This is a genomic window from Aeromonas sp. DSM 116730, assembly GCF_046581335.1.
In the GTDB taxonomy this organism is placed as follows: Bacteria; Pseudomonadota; Gammaproteobacteria; order Enterobacterales; family Aeromonadaceae; genus Aeromonas; species Aeromonas rivipollensis.
Genome location: NZ_CP144265.1, coordinates 3210382 through 3224988 on the forward strand (window position 1 = coordinate 3210382; position 14607 = coordinate 3224988).

Consider the following 14607-nt stretch of genomic DNA (forward strand, 5'->3'; position numbering starts at 1 on the left):
CTCACTTCATGGCATCGAAGATGGGTTTGAGGGTCGAGGCCCAGACTTCGGGATTGACGTCCCCCACGTGGCGATAACGGATGATGCCCTGGCTGTCGATGAAGAAGGTCTCGGGGGCGCCGTAGACCCCCAGATCCAGCCCCAGCATGCCATCCGGATCATAGAGGTTGACCTCATAGGGATTGCCGAGCTCAGCCAGCCACTTGATGGCCTTGTCCCGCTCATCCTTGTAGTTCATGCCGACGATGGGAATACCCTGCCCCGCCAGCTGCTTGAGGTAGGTGTGCTCCCCATAGCAGGTCGGGCACCAGGTGGCCCAGACGTTGAGCAGCATGGGGCGCCCCTTGAAGATGCTCCTGTCATGCTGCTTGCCCAGGTCGTAGATGTCCTGCAGGGTGAACACGGGCACCTCCTTGTCCACCATCACGGATTCCAGCTTGGTGGGGTCCGAGTAGAGCCCCTTGAACAGGAACACGGCCCCCATCAGGAAGATGATGAAGGGCAGCAGAAACAGCCAGGTCTTCTTGCTCATGCCTTGGTCTCCTCGTCACGACGGCCGAACCTGTAGCGCTTGTCCAGCATGGCCAGCACGCCGCCGATGGCCATGAAGACGCCACCGAACCAGATCCAGCGCACAAAGGGCTTGTAGTAGATACGCACCGCCCAGGCGCCGTTGTCGAGCTGCTCGCCCAGCGCCGCATAGAGATCCCGGGTGAAGCCGGCATCGATGGCGGCTTCGGTCATCGGCATGCGACTGACCTTGTACATCCGCTTCTCGGGCTTGAGCAGGGCCACCTGCTTGCCGTTCCTGTGCACCTCCAGCACCCCCTTGAAGCCGTCGTAGTTGGGGCCGTTCTTTTCGCTGATACCGGTGAACACGAATTCGTAGTCGGCGAAGTGCACCCTGTCACCGGCCTGCATCCGCAAGTCCTTCTCGATGCTGTAGTTCTGGGTGCAGGCGATGCCTATGATGCTGACCGCCAGCCCCACGTGGCCCAGGATCATGGCCCAGTGGCTGTTGCCGAGGCGGCGCACGCCGGTGGCAAAGCTGTGCTTGTGGGTGGCGCGCACCCAGGTCTCCTGGATGCTGGTGATGATGATCCAGGTACCCAGGCCTATGCCGAGCGCTGCCCAGGGCTTGAACTCACCGGCGAAGAGCTGCGGCAGCAGCAGGGCGGCGGCCAGACTCAGCCCCAGGGCCAGCACCACCTTGCCCTTGAGCTCACCGAGCTCCTGACGGCGCCAGCGGAACAGCGGCCCGACCCCCAGCAGCAAGGCGAACGGGATGATGAGCCAGCTGTAGATGTGGTTGAAGAAGGGGGTGCCGATGGAGATGCTGCCAAGCCCCAGCTCCTTGTGCACCAGGGGCAAGAGGGTGCCGAGCAGCACTGTCAGCAGGCCCGCCACCAGCAGTATGTTGTTGCCAAGCAGCAGGGTCTCGCGGCTCCACAGCTCATGCTTGCCGTGGCTCTTGACCTGGGAGCCCTTGAAGGCGAACAGCAGCAAGGAGCTGCCTATCACCGCCAGCAGGAAGCCCAGAATGAAGAGGCCACGGGTCGGGTCTGAGGCAAAGGCATGGACCGACACCAGCACGCCGGAGCGCACCAGGAAGGTCCCCAGCAGGCTCAGGGAGAAGGCCGAGAGCGCCAGCAGCACTGTCCAGGCCTTGAAGGTGGCGCGCTTCTCGCTCACCGCCAGCGAATGCAGCAGGGCCGTGCCCGCCAGCCAGGGCATGAAGGAGGCGTTTTCCACCGGATCCCAGAACCACCAGCCGCCCCAGCCGAGCTCGTAATAGGCCCACCAGGAGCCGAGCACTATGCCAAGGGTCAGGAAGACCCAGGCTGCCATGGTCCAGGGGCGGGACCAGCGCGCCCAGGTGGCATCGAGCCTGCCTGTCATCAGGGAGGCGATGGCAAAAGCGAAGGCCACCGAGAAGCCCACGTAGCCCATGTAGAGCATGGGCGGGTGGAAGATGAGACCAGGATCCTGCAGCAGGGGGTTGAGGTCGCGCCCATCCACCGGGAAGTACGGCAGGGTGCGGGTGAAGGGATCCGAGGTGAACAGCACGAAGGCGGTAAAGCCCACCGAGATGAGCCCGAGCACCCCCAGCACCCGCGCCACCGCATCCAGCGGCAGGCGACGGCTGAACAGGGCCACGGCCGCGGTCCAGCCCCCCAGGGTCAGCACCCAGAGCAGCAGGGAACCCTCGTGGGCCCCCCACACCGCCGAGATGCGGTACTGCAGCGGCAGCAGGCTGTTGGAGTTGGTGGCCACGTACTGCACGGTGAAGTCGTTGTCGACGAAGGCCCAGGTCAGGCAGAGGAAGGAGAGCAGCAGCAGCAGGAACTGGCTGTAGGCGAGCGGACGGGCCGCCGACATCATGCCGAGGCGCCCCAATTTGGCGCCGATCAGCGGATAGCTCCCCAGCAGCAGGGCGGTGGCAAAGGCCAGGATCAGTGAAAACTGCCCTAATTCCGGGATCATTTCAGAGTTCCTTCAGGTTGAGTTACAGCACACACCTGTGCGCGGGTGAGAAACGATGAAAACGGTGAGCGGGTAGCCAGACTCATTGTTTGGCTCCTTTCAACTGCGCCTCGGTATATTCGGGCTTGAAGTGCATGCCATTGGTGGCGTCCGCCACCTCCGGCGGCATGTAGTTCTCGTCGTGCTTGGCCAGCACCTCGAAGGCGGCCACAGTGGTCGCGTCCTTGAGGGTGCCCTGGGCGACTATGCCCTGCCCCTCCCGGAACAGGTCCGGCAGTATGCCGTCAAATTCCACCGTCACCAGATGGCCGCCGTTGTCCACCAGCTTGAAGGCCACCTTGAGGCTCTGGGGATCCCGCTGCACCGAGCCCGGCACCACCAGGCCGCCGATGCGCAGGCGCTGGCCCTCTTCCGGCTTGACCTTCTCCGGCCCCTTGCCCTCCACCAGCTCGCTCGGGGTATAGAAGAGATCGATGTTCTGGCTGAGGGCATAGAGCACCAGGCCAGTCACGCTGGCGAGGCCCAGGCTGATGGCCAGAATGATGGTGAGGCGTTTCTTGCGTCTCGGGGTCATAGGGTGTTCTCCATCTGCTGGGCCGCCTTGCGACGGGCCTCGCGGGCCTGCTTGTTGCGCAATTCGCCGAGCAGGCTGCGGGTTTTCAACCGGGTGGAAATGACGATGCCGACCAGGCAGAGCGCGGTCAGACCGAAGGAGAGCCAGACGTAGAAGGCGTAACCGCCCATGGCCATGAAGTCGCTGAATGAGGCAAAGTGCATGCTTACTTCTCCTCTCTGGCGATGTCGGCAACCCAGGGGCGGTGCCACTCCCGCATCAGCAGCTCGTTGCGGAACCGCATCAGGGTCAGGGCCCCGAGGAAGGTGGCAAACGCCAGTATCATGATGAGCAGCGGCCACAGCATCTCGGGGGAGATGGAGGGTTTGTCAAACTTGGTGATGGAGGCGCCCTGGTGCAGGGTGTTCCACCACTCCACCGAGTAGTGAATGATGGGCAGGTTGATCACCCCCACCAGCGCCAGTATGCCGGCGGCGCGCCCCGCCACCACCTTGTCACTGAAGGCGTTGTAGAGGGCGATGACCCCAAGATAGAGAAACAGCAGGATAAGCTCGGAGGTGAGGCGCGCATCCCAGACCCACCAGGTGCCCCACATGGGCTTGCCCCAGGCGGCACCGGTGAAGAGGGCGATGAAGGTGAAGACGGCGCCCACCGGGGCTATGGCCGCCACCGTCATGTCGGCCATCCGCAGTTGCCACACCAGGCCGATGAAGGCCGCCACCGCCATGGTGGAGTAGGCTCCCATGGAGAGGATGGCGGCAGGCACATGGATGTAGATGATCCTGAAAGAGTCTCCCTGCTGATAATCGGCGGGGGCAAAGGCCAGCCCCCAGACGGTGCCTATGATGAAGGCGAGCAGGCTTGTCACGACAAACCAGGGCAGCAGGGTGCCGGCCAGCCCATAGGCGCGCTCGGGTTTGGCATAAGGGTGCAACCATTTCCACATAGCTCACAGAACCTTTCAGTTATTAATTTTTAAGTGGCGAGGCCTACCATACCCACCGGCGGGAAACATCATATCCCTCCAAAGCAATAAGCAGCCATCCCCTTGATCTATCTCAATTATATTTTTCATAAAACAGCCTCAAAAGAGGCTTTTTTGATAATTAATCAGTTGACGCTGACCCGCAGTGCCGCCGAGATGGCCAGGGGCGTCAGGGTCAGGGCCCCCACCAGCATGGCCCCCAGGATCGCGAGCTGCCCCCCATAGGGCAACCCCATGCTGGCCGCATCGATGGCGGAGGTGGCGAAGATCAGCACAGGTATATAGAGCGGCAGCAGCAGCAGGCTGAGCAGCACGCCCCCCTTGCGCAGGCCCGCCGTCAGCGCCACCCCGACAGCCCCGAGCAGGCTCAGCACAGGGGTGCCGAGCGCCAGGGTGGCCACCACGGCCAGATAGCTCTTCATGTCCAGGGAGAGCAGGATGGCGAGCAGCGGGGAGACCAGCAGCAGCGGCAGGCCGGTCAGCAACCAGTGAGCGATCACTTTGGCCAGCGCCAGCAGCCCGAGTGGATGAGGCATCAGCATCATCTGCTCCAGGGCGCCGTCGCTGAAGTCATCGCGAAACAGCCGCTCCAGGGAGAGCATGGCCGCCAGCAGGGCCGCCACCCAGATGATGCCGGGGGCGATGCGGGCCAGCAGCTGGGGCTCGGGCCCGATGCCGAGGGGAAAGAGGGTGATGACGATGAGGAAGAACCAGAGCGGGTTGAAGATGTCGGCGCGCTGGCGCAGGGCCATCAGCAACTCGCGGTGAATAAGGTGTATGACGGCGCGCAGCATGGCTACTCCTGCAACAACGAGGTCAGCGACAGTGTCTTCAGGCGCCCCTGCATCAGGGTCAGGTCCTGATGGGTGGTGAGCACCACCATGCCCCCCCGATCCGCATGGGTCAGGAACAACCGCTCCAGCACCCTGACCCCCTGCTTGTCGATGGCGGTAAAGGGTTCATCGAGGATCCAGAGCGCCGGGCGCTCCGACAACCAGAGCCTGGCCAGCGCCACCCGCCGCTGCTGCCCTGCCGAGAGCTGGCCCGCGGGATAGTCCTCGAAGCCGGCGAGTCCGACCTGGGCCAGCACCTGCCAGAGATCCACGGAAGCCTCGGCCGTGCCGTGCAGCTTCTGGTAGAAGGAGAGGTTCTCGAGGGGGGTCAGGGTCGCCTTGACACCGGGCTGATGGCCCAGGTAGAGCAGGCTGGCATGGTACTCATCCCGGCAGTGGCGGATGTTCTCCCCGTTCCAGCACACCTCCCCCGCGAAGGGTTGGGAGAGGCCGGTCAGCAACCGGAGCAGGCTGGTCTTGCCCACCCCGTTGGGGCCTTCAATCTGCATCAGATCGCCCGAACGCACCGCGAAGGAGAGATGTTCAAACAGGGTGCGATCTTCACGCACGCAGCTCAGATTGTTGGCTTGAAGCAGCATGAGGGTGTAATCGTTGAAAATGAGGCGGCCTGCATCTTAACACAGGATCCGGAGGCGTCTTTTCAAAGATGCCAATAATCAACAGGATTTGTGGGGGAGATCGCGCACGGACAGGAGAATATGTGGCAAGGGGAAACTGGAGTGACCGGGCACTGGCGGAGGAAGGGGTGGCAGGGGAAAAGTGGGGAGATCGCGCATGGACAGGGGAAGATGTGGCAGGGAAAAGAGGGGCGGCCTGAGCCTCCCCTCTCAGTCAGAAGCAGGGGTCAGCTGCGACCCTTGCGCAGGGAGATCAGCAACTCGGCTTCGGCCTGGGGCAACTCGCACTCGCTCATCACCTCGTCGAGATCGGCGCCGAGCTCCACCATCTTGGCGGCGCGGCTGTAGAGGCGGCGTTCCGGATCCTGCAGGGTCAACTCCTGCTGGCTATCCTGGATCTTCTGCATGGCTCCTTCGGCGGATTGCAGGCGCTGACCCATGCCGATGGCACCGGTATGCAGCTCCATCATCTGCTTGCGCAGACTCTCGAGCTGCCCCTGCAGCGTCTCCATCCTGGCCTCGGACTCTCGCTGACGGCGGCGGTGACCCAATAGACCGTAGAGGGCCAGCACCAGTGCCAACAAGGACAACCCCAAGGCTGCGAATTCAATCATCAAACTGTCACCTTCCTCATCACAGGGTCCCGCTCGGCATCAAGGTGCCGGGGGCAGATCCGGGACCGCTGTTGTATCACTTTTTGACCCGCCGTTACAGGGAGCCAATATCGTCCCACTCTTCGTCGGAGAGCAGCTTGTTGAGATCCACCAGGATCAGCAACTGACCGTCGCGGTTGCTGACACCCTGGATGAACTTGGCACTCTCCTCGGTGCCCACCGCCGGGGCAGCGTCGATCTCGGAGGAGCGCAGATAGACCACCTCGGCCACGCTGTCCACCATGATGCCGATCACCTGCTTCTCCGCCTCTATGATGACGATGCGGGAATTCTCGCTCACATCACCGGCCGGCAGGCCGAAACGGGAGCGGGTGTCGATGACGGTCACCACGTTGCCACGCAGGTTGATGATGCCCAGTACATAGTCGGGCGCACCCGGTACCGGGGCTATCTCGGTGTAGCGCAACACCTCCTGGACCTGCATCACGTTGATGCCATAGGTCTCGTTTTCCAACTGGAAGGTCACCCACTGCAGCACTTCGTCCTCGGCCAGATTTTGTGCAATATTGCGCTTCTCTGTCATCTTCTTGATCCTTGTATGAACCCGTCAACGGGTAAAATTAGCAATAAAACCATGGCAGTGCCGATGTTGTCAGCGGCCTTCAATGTTCACGCCTCGGCCAAGGAGCACCAGCAGCTCCCTGACGTGCAGCAGGGCACACATCTTCTCCTTGACCATGCCCGCCAGCCAGGGGCGTTTCCCCTCCTGATGGCGCCACTTCACCTGATCCCGATGCAGCAGTTCGGTGCCCTTCAACTGATGACAGGCCAGCCCCCAGGGTGATTCCCCCAGCATGATCAGATATTTGTACTCGTCGATCTCCAGATGCTGGCCCGGCATGACCCACTGGGCCGTGTCGACCACGTTCATCTTCTGCTCCCGGGAGGTCATGATCCCCTTGTACCAGCCCGGCTGGCCGAAGAGGGAGCTCACCTCCCCCAGCTGGTGGATGCCGCCAAGCTCGGTCAGGGGCACAGCGAAGGTCACCCCGGCCACATCGAAGAAGAGCGCCTGAAACTCGTTGCCGGTATCCAGGTTTTCCCAGGCAGCAGGGGCCGGCTCAGGTTCCGCCGCCAGCGCGGGTTCGGCCAGTGTCAGGGCGACGGGCTCGGCGATCACCGGGATCACCTCGGGCGTCGCCAGGGCCACCTCGACCGGTTCGGGCTCGACCTCGACCTCGAGCTGGAAGGGCTCGACATGCAGCTCTTCATGGCTCAGGACATCCATCTCATCCTGCACCTGGCTCACCTGGGCGAGCAGCTCGCTCAGTTGCGCCAGTCGGCTGTCGGCTTCGAGATAGGGGGCTGCAACCACCTCGGGCAAGGGGGCGGGCTGAGGCTGCAACTGCGGCGCAGAGGCCGGTGCCTCGTCGTCCGGATCGTCCCGCAGCAGGACATCATCGAGCAGCAGGGAGTGGAAATAGTCATCCATGGCCCGAACCTGGGTGGTCTCTCTCATGGCTTCACCTCCTGGGTTCGTTGACGCTCCAGCGCATCAATAAAGTTGAGCAGTGTCTCGTAGGCATAGGTGCCACGGCTGCCCGGTGCATAGATGGACGGGGGTATGTGCAGCAGGCTGGCATCCCGGAATTTGGTGTCGATGGGAATGACCGCATTCCACACCGCCTCCCCATACTGCTCCTTGATGGACTGCAGCGTCATCAAGGAGGCCCGGGTACGCTTGTCGAACATGGTCGGGATCACCGTATAGCGGAACTTGTCCCGCTTGGATCGCTGCATGATCTCGAAGGTCTTCATCATCCGCTCCAGCCCCTTCAAGGCCAAAAATTCGGTCTGCACCGGCACCAGGATGCGATCGCAGGCCGCCAGCGCATTGACCATCATCACCCCCAGCACGGGCGGGCAGTCGATGAGCACATAGTCATACTGGTCCTGCACCCGCAACAGGGCACGCTTGAGTACCAGCCCCATGCCTTCCCGGTTGCCCATGACCCTGTCCAGGGTCGCCAGCGTGATGGAGGCGGGCAGCAGGTGGATATTCTCGAACTTGGTCTTCAGGGTCATGCGGTTGACCAGCTCGCTGCTCGGCTTGGCCGCCTGGAACAGCTCGTAGAGGGTGCCTTCCAGCCGGTCCGAGTCAAAATCGAAATAAGAGGTCAGGGAGGCATGGGGATCGGTGTCGATCAGCAGTACCCGCTGGCCACGCTGGGCCAGAATGCCCGCCAGGGAGACGACCGTGGTGGTTTTACCGACTCCACCCTTCTGATTGGCAACCGTCCAAACAATCACTGTATCAATCCTGCCTTGTTGTTATGCGTATGCCACCACCGGGCAGCGTCACCACTCTGACGTCCTCGCTGTCGACGCTCTGTGGCGCGGCCGGGGCCGGCGTCACCGTCAGGGAGTTGACGGAGGTTCGCGGCACCCAGGCGAATCTGGATATGGCGACCACGACCTTGCGATTCTGTAACCGCCCCTGCTCGCTGCCGTTGTCGGCGAAGGGGGAGAACTCCCCATAGGCCTCGTAGGCGAGCCGCTCGGGGGCTATCCCCTTGGCCACCAGGGCACCGAGCACAGCTTCGGCGCGGGCGGCAGACAGGGTCCAGTTGGAGCGAAACATTTCGTTGTTGATCGGCTGGTTATCCGTGTAACCCCGCACCCTGACATAGTTATCGACCGGTTTCAGAATACCTGAAAGCGTATCGAGCACAGGGGCCGCATTGCTCCCCAGAAAGGCGCTCCCGCTGCGAAACAGCAGGCCGGAACTCAGCTCCACCGTCAGCCAGTTGTCATCCTTCGCCAGCTTGACCACGCCGGCATCCACCAGGGCGCCCATGGCCTCCTGCAACTGCAGGTCTATGGTCGCAAGGGCCGTGCCATCTTGCTGGATCGGGGTGCCCGTGATGGGGGCGCGCGAAGGCGACGGGGAGGCCTGGCTCTCCAGCAGGGAAGGCGCGGCCGACACCGGGTGGTTCAGCAGGGAGTTGCCCTGCCCTTCCAGCAAGCCATCGCTGCGCGGTACCTGGTTGAAGGCCTGGGTCATGCCCTCGATGACGGCGCGGTACTGCTCCTTGTTGACGATGGCCACGGAGTAGAGCACCACGAAGAGGGCGAAGATGAGCGTCATGTAATCGGCATAGGAGACCAGCCAGCGATCGAGATGTTCTCGCCCTTGCAGGTGCAAACGATAGCGCTTGCGCATGGCTATTCCCCTTTCAGATAAGCCCGTAGCCGCCGTTCAACCTGCTGGCCATTCTCCCCGTGGGCGATGGCCAGCAACCCTTCCAGCGTCATCTCCTGATAGAGACCGTAGTGGTAGTGGAATGCCCGCAGGCGATTCGCTATCGGCAGATAGAGGAGGTTGGCAAAGCCCACCCCGTAGATGGTCGCGACAAAGGCGATGGCGATGCCTGCGCCCAGGGTGCCCGGCTCCTCCAGGTGAAACATGGCCTGGATGAGGCCTATCACGGCCCCTATGATGCCTATGGTCGGGCTGTAGCCCCCCATGGCCTCGAACACCCTGGCGGCGTGCTCGTTGCGCTCCTGCTCGATGTCGATGTCCGCCTCCAGCAGGCGGCGGATATCCTCGATGGAGACACCGTCCACTATCATGGTGAGCCCCTGGCGGGTGAAGGGATCAGGCTCCCCTTCGGCCTGGTTCTCCAGCGCCAGCAACCCCTGCTGGCGCGCAAACTGGGCCCAGGCCTGCAGGCGTTCGGCCTGCTGCACCAGATCCAGTTGCGGCGGGAACAGCATCCAGCGGGCCTGGGCGAGCGCGGCCAGCATGTACTTGCGGGGCGTCTGCAGGATGACGGCACCCCAGGTGCCCCCGACCACGATGACGAAGGCCGGGCCATCCAGCAGGGTCTGCAGGCTGCCCCCGTGCCACCATTGGGCGACGGCCACGGCGAGCAGCGCCAGCACCAGGCCGAACATGCCCATGGTCAGCGACCCAACTCGACCAGGATGCGCTGGGCAACCCTGTCCAGCGGCAGGGATTCGCTTGCTATGCCCGCCTTGGCAACCGCCTGGGGCATGCCGTAGACCACGCAGGAGGCTTCATCCTGCGCCCAGATGGTGGCGCCCTGCTCCTTGAGCAGACGCGCCCCGTCCCGGCCATCGGCTCCCATGCCGGTCAGCACTATGGCGAGCACCTTGTCGCCGTAGATCTTGGCGGCCGAGGCGAAGGTGATATCGACGCAGGGCTTGTAGTTGACCTTGTCATTGCCCTCTATGATGCGAAGGCGAGCCCCGGGCCCGCGCCCTTCCAGCAGCATCTGCTTGCCACCGGGGGCCAGGTAGGCGTGACCCGGCTTGAGCACGTCACCGTCCTCCGCCTCCTTGACCCCGATCTGGCACAGACCGTTGAGACGGGCGGCGAAGGCGGCGGTGAAGGTGGCGGGCATATGCTGGATCAGCAATATGGGGTGAGGGAAGTCACCGGGCAGCTTGGTCAGCACGTTCTGCAGCGCCACAGGGCCACCGGTGGAGGTGCCGATGGCCACCAGCTGATAGCTCTTGCCGCTGCGCTTGAAGCTGGCGGGCGCTGCGGCGCGGACCGGCTCGGGCTGACGATCAAGAGGACGCGTCAAGGCAGCGCCGAGGGCGGGGCGCACCAGAGGCTCCGGCGCCCGGGGTCTGGCGGCCGCCATCAGGAAGCGCTTGCGGGCGATCTCCCTGACGCGTTGTTGCAGCAGCTTGACGGCCTCATCCTTGTCGCGGGCTATGTCTTCGAACTTCTTGGGCAGGAAATCCAGGGCACCGGCATCCAGTGCATCCAGGGTCGCCTTGGCCCCCTCGTGGGTCAGCGAGGAGAACATCAGTATGGGGGTCGGACACTTGGCCATGATCTCGCGCACGGCGCTGATGCCATCGAGCACCGGCATTTCGATGTCCATGGTGATGACGTCAGGCCGCAACTGCAGCGCCTTGTCTACCGCCTCCCGACCGTTCTGGGCCGTGTCGATCACCGTCATCAGGGGGTCCTGATTGATGATCTCGCTGACCCGGCGACGGAAGAAACTCGAATCGTCGACCACTAATACCTTGACTGCCATTGTTATTCTTTTAACTCCTTGAGCCAGACGCTCAGTGGCGGCGGGCATAGGCCTTGAGCAGGCTGGGCACGTCCAGGATGAGGGCGATGCCGCCGTCGCTGGTGATGGTGGCGCCGGCCATGCCGGGGGTCCCTTGCAGCAGATTGTCCAGAGGTTTGATCACCACCTCTTCCTGACCGATGAGGTTGTCCACGACGAAGCCCACCTGCTGGGTGCCGATCTGGACTATGACCACGTGGCCGGTGTCCTGGCGTGCCGTCCTGCCGGCACCGCGGACCAGCCACTTGTGCAGGTAGAACAGCGGGATCGCCTTGTCACGGACTATGATGGTGAGCTGGCCATCCACCACGTTGGCCTTCTTCAGATCCAGGTGGAAAATTTCGTTCACACAGCCAAGCGGCAGGGCGAAGGTCTGTTCACCCACCTCCACCATCAGGGTCGGCAGTATGGCCAGGGTCAGGGGGACCTTGATCTCAAGGCGGGTGCCCTTGCCCCAGGTCGAATCGATGTGCACAGAGCCATTGAGGCTGACGATGCTGGTCTTCACCACATCCATGCCGACGCCACGGCCCGAGATGTCGGAGATCTCGGACTTGGTCGAGAAACCGGGGGCGAAGATCAGGTTGTAGGCATCGTTGTCGCTCATGCGCGCCGCGCTGTCTGCATCGAGCACGCCACGGCTGATGGCGATGGCTTTGAGCTTCTCCGGATCCATGCCGGCGCCGTCATCCTCGATGCAGAGCAGGATATGGTCACCCTGCTGGGAGGCGCTCAGGGTGATGGTGCCCTGACGGGGCTTGCCCGCCTTCTCCCGCACGTCCGGCATCTCGACGCCGTGGTCGCAGGAGTTGCGCACCAGGTGAACCAGGGGATCGGCCAGGGCCTCCACCAGGTTCTTGTCGAGATCCGTCTCTTCACCCACCATCACCAGCTCAATATCTTTCTTGAGGGTGCGGGCGAGATCGCGCACAACGCGCGGGAAGCGGCCGAAGACTTTCTTGATAGGTTGCATGCGGGTCTTCATGACCGCGCCCTGCAGATCGGCGGTCACCACATCCAGGTTGGCCACCGCCTTTGACATCTCTTCGTCGTTGCTGGCGATGCCGAGGCTCACCAGGCGGTTTCGCACCAGCACCAGTTCCCCCACCATGTTCATGATGACGTCCAGGGTCTTGGTATCCACCCGCACAGTAGTGTCGTTTTGCACCGCACTGCTTTCGGCGGGGGCCGCCTGCTTGGCAGGAGCGGGAGCCGGGGCCGGCTTGGCCGGTGCAGAAGCGGGTTTGGCGGGGGCGGCGCTGGCCGCGACCGGCGCCTTGGGCGGGGTCACAGGCGCGGCGGGAGCCTTGGGCTCGGGAGCCGGAGCAGCCGCCGCCATGCTGTGCTGCGGCGCCTGGCCACGGCCATGCAATTCATCCAGCAGGCGTTCGAACTCGTCGTCGTCGATGAGCTCGTCCACCTCTTTTTGTACCGATTGCAGCGGGGAGAGATCCGGAGCGCCGCCATGCTGGCCCTGGCCGTGCAGTTGATCGAGCAAGGCCTCGAACTCGTCGTCCGTGATGTCGCCCGAGCCGCTCAATACCGGGGCGGCAGACACTGTCGGCGCCTTGCCAGCACCGTGCAGTTCATCCAGCAGGCGCTCGAATTCGTCGGCAGAGATCTCGTCGATGGAGCCGCCACCGTTGACGGCCACAGGCGCGCTCTCGGCGACGATGACGGGTTCGGGTTCAGGCTCGGGCTGCTGCGGAGCGGCAACACTGGCGGTACGCAACTGCTCCTGCCCTTCGGGTTTGCACAGTTCGTGCAGATCGTGCAGCAGATCGGCAGAGGCCGGGCTGGTCGGCTCCCGATTCTGCACCTGGGCAAACATGACGTTGATGGCATCAAGGGCCTGCAAAATGACATCCATCAGCTCGGCACTGAGGGTTCGCTTGCCGTTGCGCAGCATGTCGAACAGGTTCTCGGCACCGTGGCAGACGTCCACCAGCTCGGTCAGGGAGAGGAAACCCGCTCCCCCCTTGACGGTATGGAAGCCGCGAAAGATGGCATTCAACAGATTCTTGTCATCGGGCCGCTTTTCCAAGTCGACCAGTTGTTCAGACAACTGTTCCAATATTTCTGATGCTTCGACCAAAAAGTCTTGCAGTATGTCTTCATCAACTTCGAAGGCCATGCGTCACTCCATTAGAATCCCAGGCTAGACAGCAGATCGTCCACATCATCTTGACCATTGACCACATCGGACCTTGTCTGCGGGTTCATGATGGGGCCTTCTGCCTCGATGCCGCTCGCCGGCAGGCTGCGCGCCGAATTCTCGATGACGGCCTCACCAAACATGGTCAGCATCTCTATCAACTTTGTTTCAACTTCCTGCACCAGCTTGATCACCTTGCGGATCATCTGACCGGTCAAGTCCTGGAAATCCTGAGCCATCAGGATTTCAGTCAGCAGTTGTCGTAACTTATCGGCATCCGTCTCCGAAGCCTTAATAAAATCATTCAGTTGATGGCAGAGTGCCTTGAACTGACCCAGTTCAAGATCCCGGCTCATCAGGGCATTCCAATTGGGCATCACCAGCTGAATGTTGTCATTGAGCCGATCGGCGATGGGAAGACTGGCCTCGACCGCATCCATGGTGCGATTGGCCGCCTTGTCAGTCATGTCGATGACATAGCTGAGCCGCTCCCGGGCATCCGGGATCTCATGGGTGGCCAGGTCGGGGATCCTGGGATCCAGGCGAAAATCTTGCAGTGAGTTGTGCAACTGGCGGGTCAACTGCCCCACCTTGTCAAACAGGGCCGCCGCATTGGGGGCGCACACATCGGCGAGGATGGTATCGGCCTGTTCAAACTCTTCTCGCTCCAGGTGGGCAACCAGCATCCTTGCCTGTTCAAGCGAGATCATGGCACTCGTTTTGGCCTTCATCCCTGCCGCTCCTTAGCCGATTCGTTCAAAGATTTTGTCGAGCTTCTCTTTGAGGGTGGCGGCAGTGAACGGCTTGACGATATAGCCATTGACCCCGGCCTGGGCGGCTTCGATGATCTGCTCGCGCTTGGCTTCCGCAGTCACCATCAGTACCGGCAGGTGCTTGAGTTTGTCATCGAGACGGATCGCCTTGAGCAGGTCTATGCCCTGCATGCCGGGCATGTTCCAGTCGGTGACCACGAACTGATAATCGCCGTTTTTCAACATCGGCAGGGCCGTGTTGCCATCGTCTGCTTCATGGGTATTGTTATATCCCAGGTCACGCAGCAAGTTCTTGATAATCCGGCGCATCGTTGAAAAATCGTCGACGATGAGGATTTTCATGTTCTTGTCCAAAATTCCCTCCTAAATAGCCGCCAAAACGGCTCACTTACATGATGCAGATCGCAGGTTTTATGGTGCGGATTATGCCTTAG

The 14607-nt window shown here is 62.3% G+C and carries 17 protein-coding genes; all 17 read right to left on the reverse strand.

Features of this window, described 5'->3' with window-relative positions:
- Position 1: 1 nt before the first annotated feature.
- Positions 2 to 532 (reverse strand): DsbE family thiol:disulfide interchange protein, encoded by a 531-nt coding sequence (locus Aeroheme_RS14590; RefSeq protein ID WP_139744875.1) that lies wholly within the window; start codon positions 530 to 532, stop codon positions 2 to 4.
- Positions 529 to 2484: a heme lyase CcmF/NrfE family subunit gene (locus Aeroheme_RS14595; protein WP_408816747.1), complete on the reverse strand. Its 1956-nt coding sequence runs from the start codon at positions 2482 to 2484 to the stop codon at positions 529 to 531. Before Aeroheme_RS14595 ends, Aeroheme_RS14590 begins: the two co-directional genes overlap by 4 nt.
- Before the next feature lie 82 nt (positions 2485 to 2566).
- The gene (gene ccmE / locus Aeroheme_RS14600) at positions 2567 to 3058 is read right to left on the reverse strand and encodes a cytochrome c maturation protein CcmE (RefSeq protein ID WP_163156157.1); all 492 of its coding nucleotides are present in this window, start codon (positions 3056 to 3058) and stop codon (positions 2567 to 2569) included.
- Positions 3055 to 3261 carry a heme exporter protein CcmD gene (gene ccmD, locus Aeroheme_RS14605; protein ID WP_106887463.1) on the reverse strand — a complete coding sequence of 69 codons (207 nt, stop codon included), beginning with the start codon at positions 3259 to 3261 and terminating at the stop codon, positions 3055 to 3057. The genes ccmE and ccmD overlap by 4 nt, the downstream gene beginning before the upstream one ends.
- A 2-nt stretch (positions 3262 to 3263) precedes the next feature.
- A complete protein-coding gene (locus Aeroheme_RS14610; protein WP_234569916.1) occupies positions 3264 to 4004 on the reverse strand; it encodes a heme ABC transporter permease in 741 nt (246 codons plus the stop codon).
- 164 nt (positions 4005 to 4168) lie between these two features.
- Positions 4169 to 4837, reverse strand: coding sequence for a heme exporter protein CcmB (ccmB, locus tag Aeroheme_RS14615; RefSeq protein ID WP_025326266.1), 669 nt, complete (start codon positions 4835 to 4837; stop codon positions 4169 to 4171).
- 2 nt (positions 4838 to 4839) lie between these two features.
- The gene (ccmA, locus tag Aeroheme_RS14620) at positions 4840 to 5475 is read right to left on the reverse strand and encodes a cytochrome c biogenesis heme-transporting ATPase CcmA (protein WP_025326265.1); all 636 of its coding nucleotides are present in this window, start codon (positions 5473 to 5475) and stop codon (positions 4840 to 4842) included.
- Positions 5476 to 5741: 266 nt separating this feature from the next.
- Complete coding sequence (locus Aeroheme_RS14625; RefSeq protein WP_025326264.1) at positions 5742 to 6128, reverse strand: DUF2802 domain-containing protein; 387 nt, start codon at positions 6126 to 6128, stop codon at positions 5742 to 5744.
- A 94-nt stretch (positions 6129 to 6222) separates the two neighbouring features.
- Complete coding sequence (locus Aeroheme_RS14630; protein WP_005333026.1) at positions 6223 to 6711, reverse strand: chemotaxis protein CheW; 489 nt, start codon at positions 6709 to 6711, stop codon at positions 6223 to 6225.
- Positions 6712 to 6780: 69 nt separating this feature from the next.
- Positions 6781 to 7647 carry a chemotaxis protein CheW gene (locus Aeroheme_RS14635; protein WP_395948781.1) on the reverse strand — a complete coding sequence of 289 codons (867 nt, stop codon included), beginning with the start codon at positions 7645 to 7647 and terminating at the stop codon, positions 6781 to 6783.
- Positions 7644 to 8438 (reverse strand): ParA family protein, encoded by a 795-nt coding sequence (locus Aeroheme_RS14640; RefSeq protein ID WP_111912507.1) that lies wholly within the window; start codon positions 8436 to 8438, stop codon positions 7644 to 7646. Before Aeroheme_RS14640 ends, Aeroheme_RS14635 begins: the two co-directional genes overlap by 4 nt.
- Before the next feature lie 4 nt (positions 8439 to 8442).
- Positions 8443 to 9351: a flagellar motor protein MotB gene (locus Aeroheme_RS14645; protein WP_290030759.1), complete on the reverse strand. Its 909-nt coding sequence runs from the start codon at positions 9349 to 9351 to the stop codon at positions 8443 to 8445.
- Between the two features lie 2 nt (positions 9352 to 9353).
- Positions 9354 to 10091, reverse strand: a complete 738-nt coding sequence (locus Aeroheme_RS14650) for a flagellar motor protein (RefSeq protein ID WP_411166107.1) — start codon at positions 10089 to 10091, stop codon at positions 9354 to 9356.
- A gap of 2 nt (positions 10092 to 10093) precedes the next feature.
- On the reverse strand, positions 10094 to 11206 hold the full coding sequence (locus tag Aeroheme_RS14655) for a chemotaxis response regulator protein-glutamate methylesterase (protein ID WP_111912509.1): 1113 nt from the start codon (positions 11204 to 11206) through the stop codon (positions 10094 to 10096).
- Positions 11207 to 11237: 31 nt separating this feature from the next.
- A complete protein-coding gene (locus Aeroheme_RS14660) occupies positions 11238 to 13379 on the reverse strand; it encodes a chemotaxis protein CheA (protein ID WP_213345000.1) in 2142 nt (713 codons plus the stop codon).
- 11 nt (positions 13380 to 13390) lie between these two features.
- A complete protein-coding gene (locus tag Aeroheme_RS14665) occupies positions 13391 to 14131 on the reverse strand; it encodes a protein phosphatase CheZ (protein ID WP_025326257.1) in 741 nt (246 codons plus the stop codon).
- Between the two features lie 12 nt (positions 14132 to 14143).
- On the reverse strand, positions 14144 to 14527 hold the full coding sequence (gene cheY, locus Aeroheme_RS14670; RefSeq protein WP_025326256.1) for a chemotaxis response regulator CheY: 384 nt from the start codon (positions 14525 to 14527) through the stop codon (positions 14144 to 14146).
- Positions 14528 to 14607: the final 80 nt, after the last annotated feature.

Excerpts from the sequence above, each read along its gene's own strand:
- Aeroheme_RS14590 (WP_139744875.1), bottom strand. The coding sequence starts at position 532 with ATGAGCAAGAAGACCTGGCTGTTTCTGCTGCCCTTCATCATCTTCCTG.
- Aeroheme_RS14595 (WP_408816747.1), bottom strand. The coding sequence starts at position 2,484 with ATGATCCCGGAATTAGGGCAGTTTTCACTGATCCTGGCCTTTGCCACC.
- ccmE (WP_163156157.1), bottom strand. The coding sequence starts at position 3,058 with ATGACCCCGAGACGCAAGAAACGCCTCACCATCATTCTGGCCATCAGC.
- ccmD (WP_106887463.1), bottom strand. The coding sequence starts at position 3,261 with ATGCACTTTGCCTCATTCAGCGACTTCATGGCCATGGGCGGTTACGCC.
- Aeroheme_RS14610 (WP_234569916.1), bottom strand. The coding sequence starts at position 4,004 with ATGTGGAAATGGTTGCACCCTTATGCCAAACCCGAGCGCGCCTATGGG.
- ccmB (WP_025326266.1), bottom strand. The coding sequence starts at position 4,837 with ATGCTGCGCGCCGTCATACACCTTATTCACCGCGAGTTGCTGATGGCC.
- ccmA (WP_025326265.1), bottom strand. The coding sequence starts at position 5,475 with ATGCTGCTTCAAGCCAACAATCTGAGCTGCGTGCGTGAAGATCGCACC.
- Aeroheme_RS14625 (WP_025326264.1), bottom strand. The coding sequence starts at position 6,128 with ATGATTGAATTCGCAGCCTTGGGGTTGTCCTTGTTGGCACTGGTGCTG.
- Aeroheme_RS14630 (WP_005333026.1), bottom strand. The coding sequence starts at position 6,711 with ATGACAGAGAAGCGCAATATTGCACAAAATCTGGCCGAGGACGAAGTG.
- Aeroheme_RS14635 (WP_395948781.1), bottom strand. The coding sequence starts at position 7,647 with ATGAGAGAGACCACCCAGGTTCGGGCCATGGATGACTATTTCCACTCC.
- Aeroheme_RS14645 (WP_290030759.1), bottom strand. The coding sequence starts at position 9,351 with ATGCGCAAGCGCTATCGTTTGCACCTGCAAGGGCGAGAACATCTCGAT.
- Aeroheme_RS14650 (WP_411166107.1), bottom strand. The coding sequence starts at position 10,091 with ATGGGCATGTTCGGCCTGGTGCTGGCGCTGCTCGCCGTGGCCGTCGCC.
- Aeroheme_RS14655 (WP_111912509.1), bottom strand. The coding sequence starts at position 11,206 with ATGGCAGTCAAGGTATTAGTGGTCGACGATTCGAGTTTCTTCCGTCGC.
- Aeroheme_RS14660 (WP_213345000.1), bottom strand. The coding sequence starts at position 13,379 with ATGGCCTTCGAAGTTGATGAAGACATACTGCAAGACTTTTTGGTCGAA.
- Aeroheme_RS14665 (WP_025326257.1), bottom strand. The coding sequence starts at position 14,131 with ATGAAGGCCAAAACGAGTGCCATGATCTCGCTTGAACAGGCAAGGATG.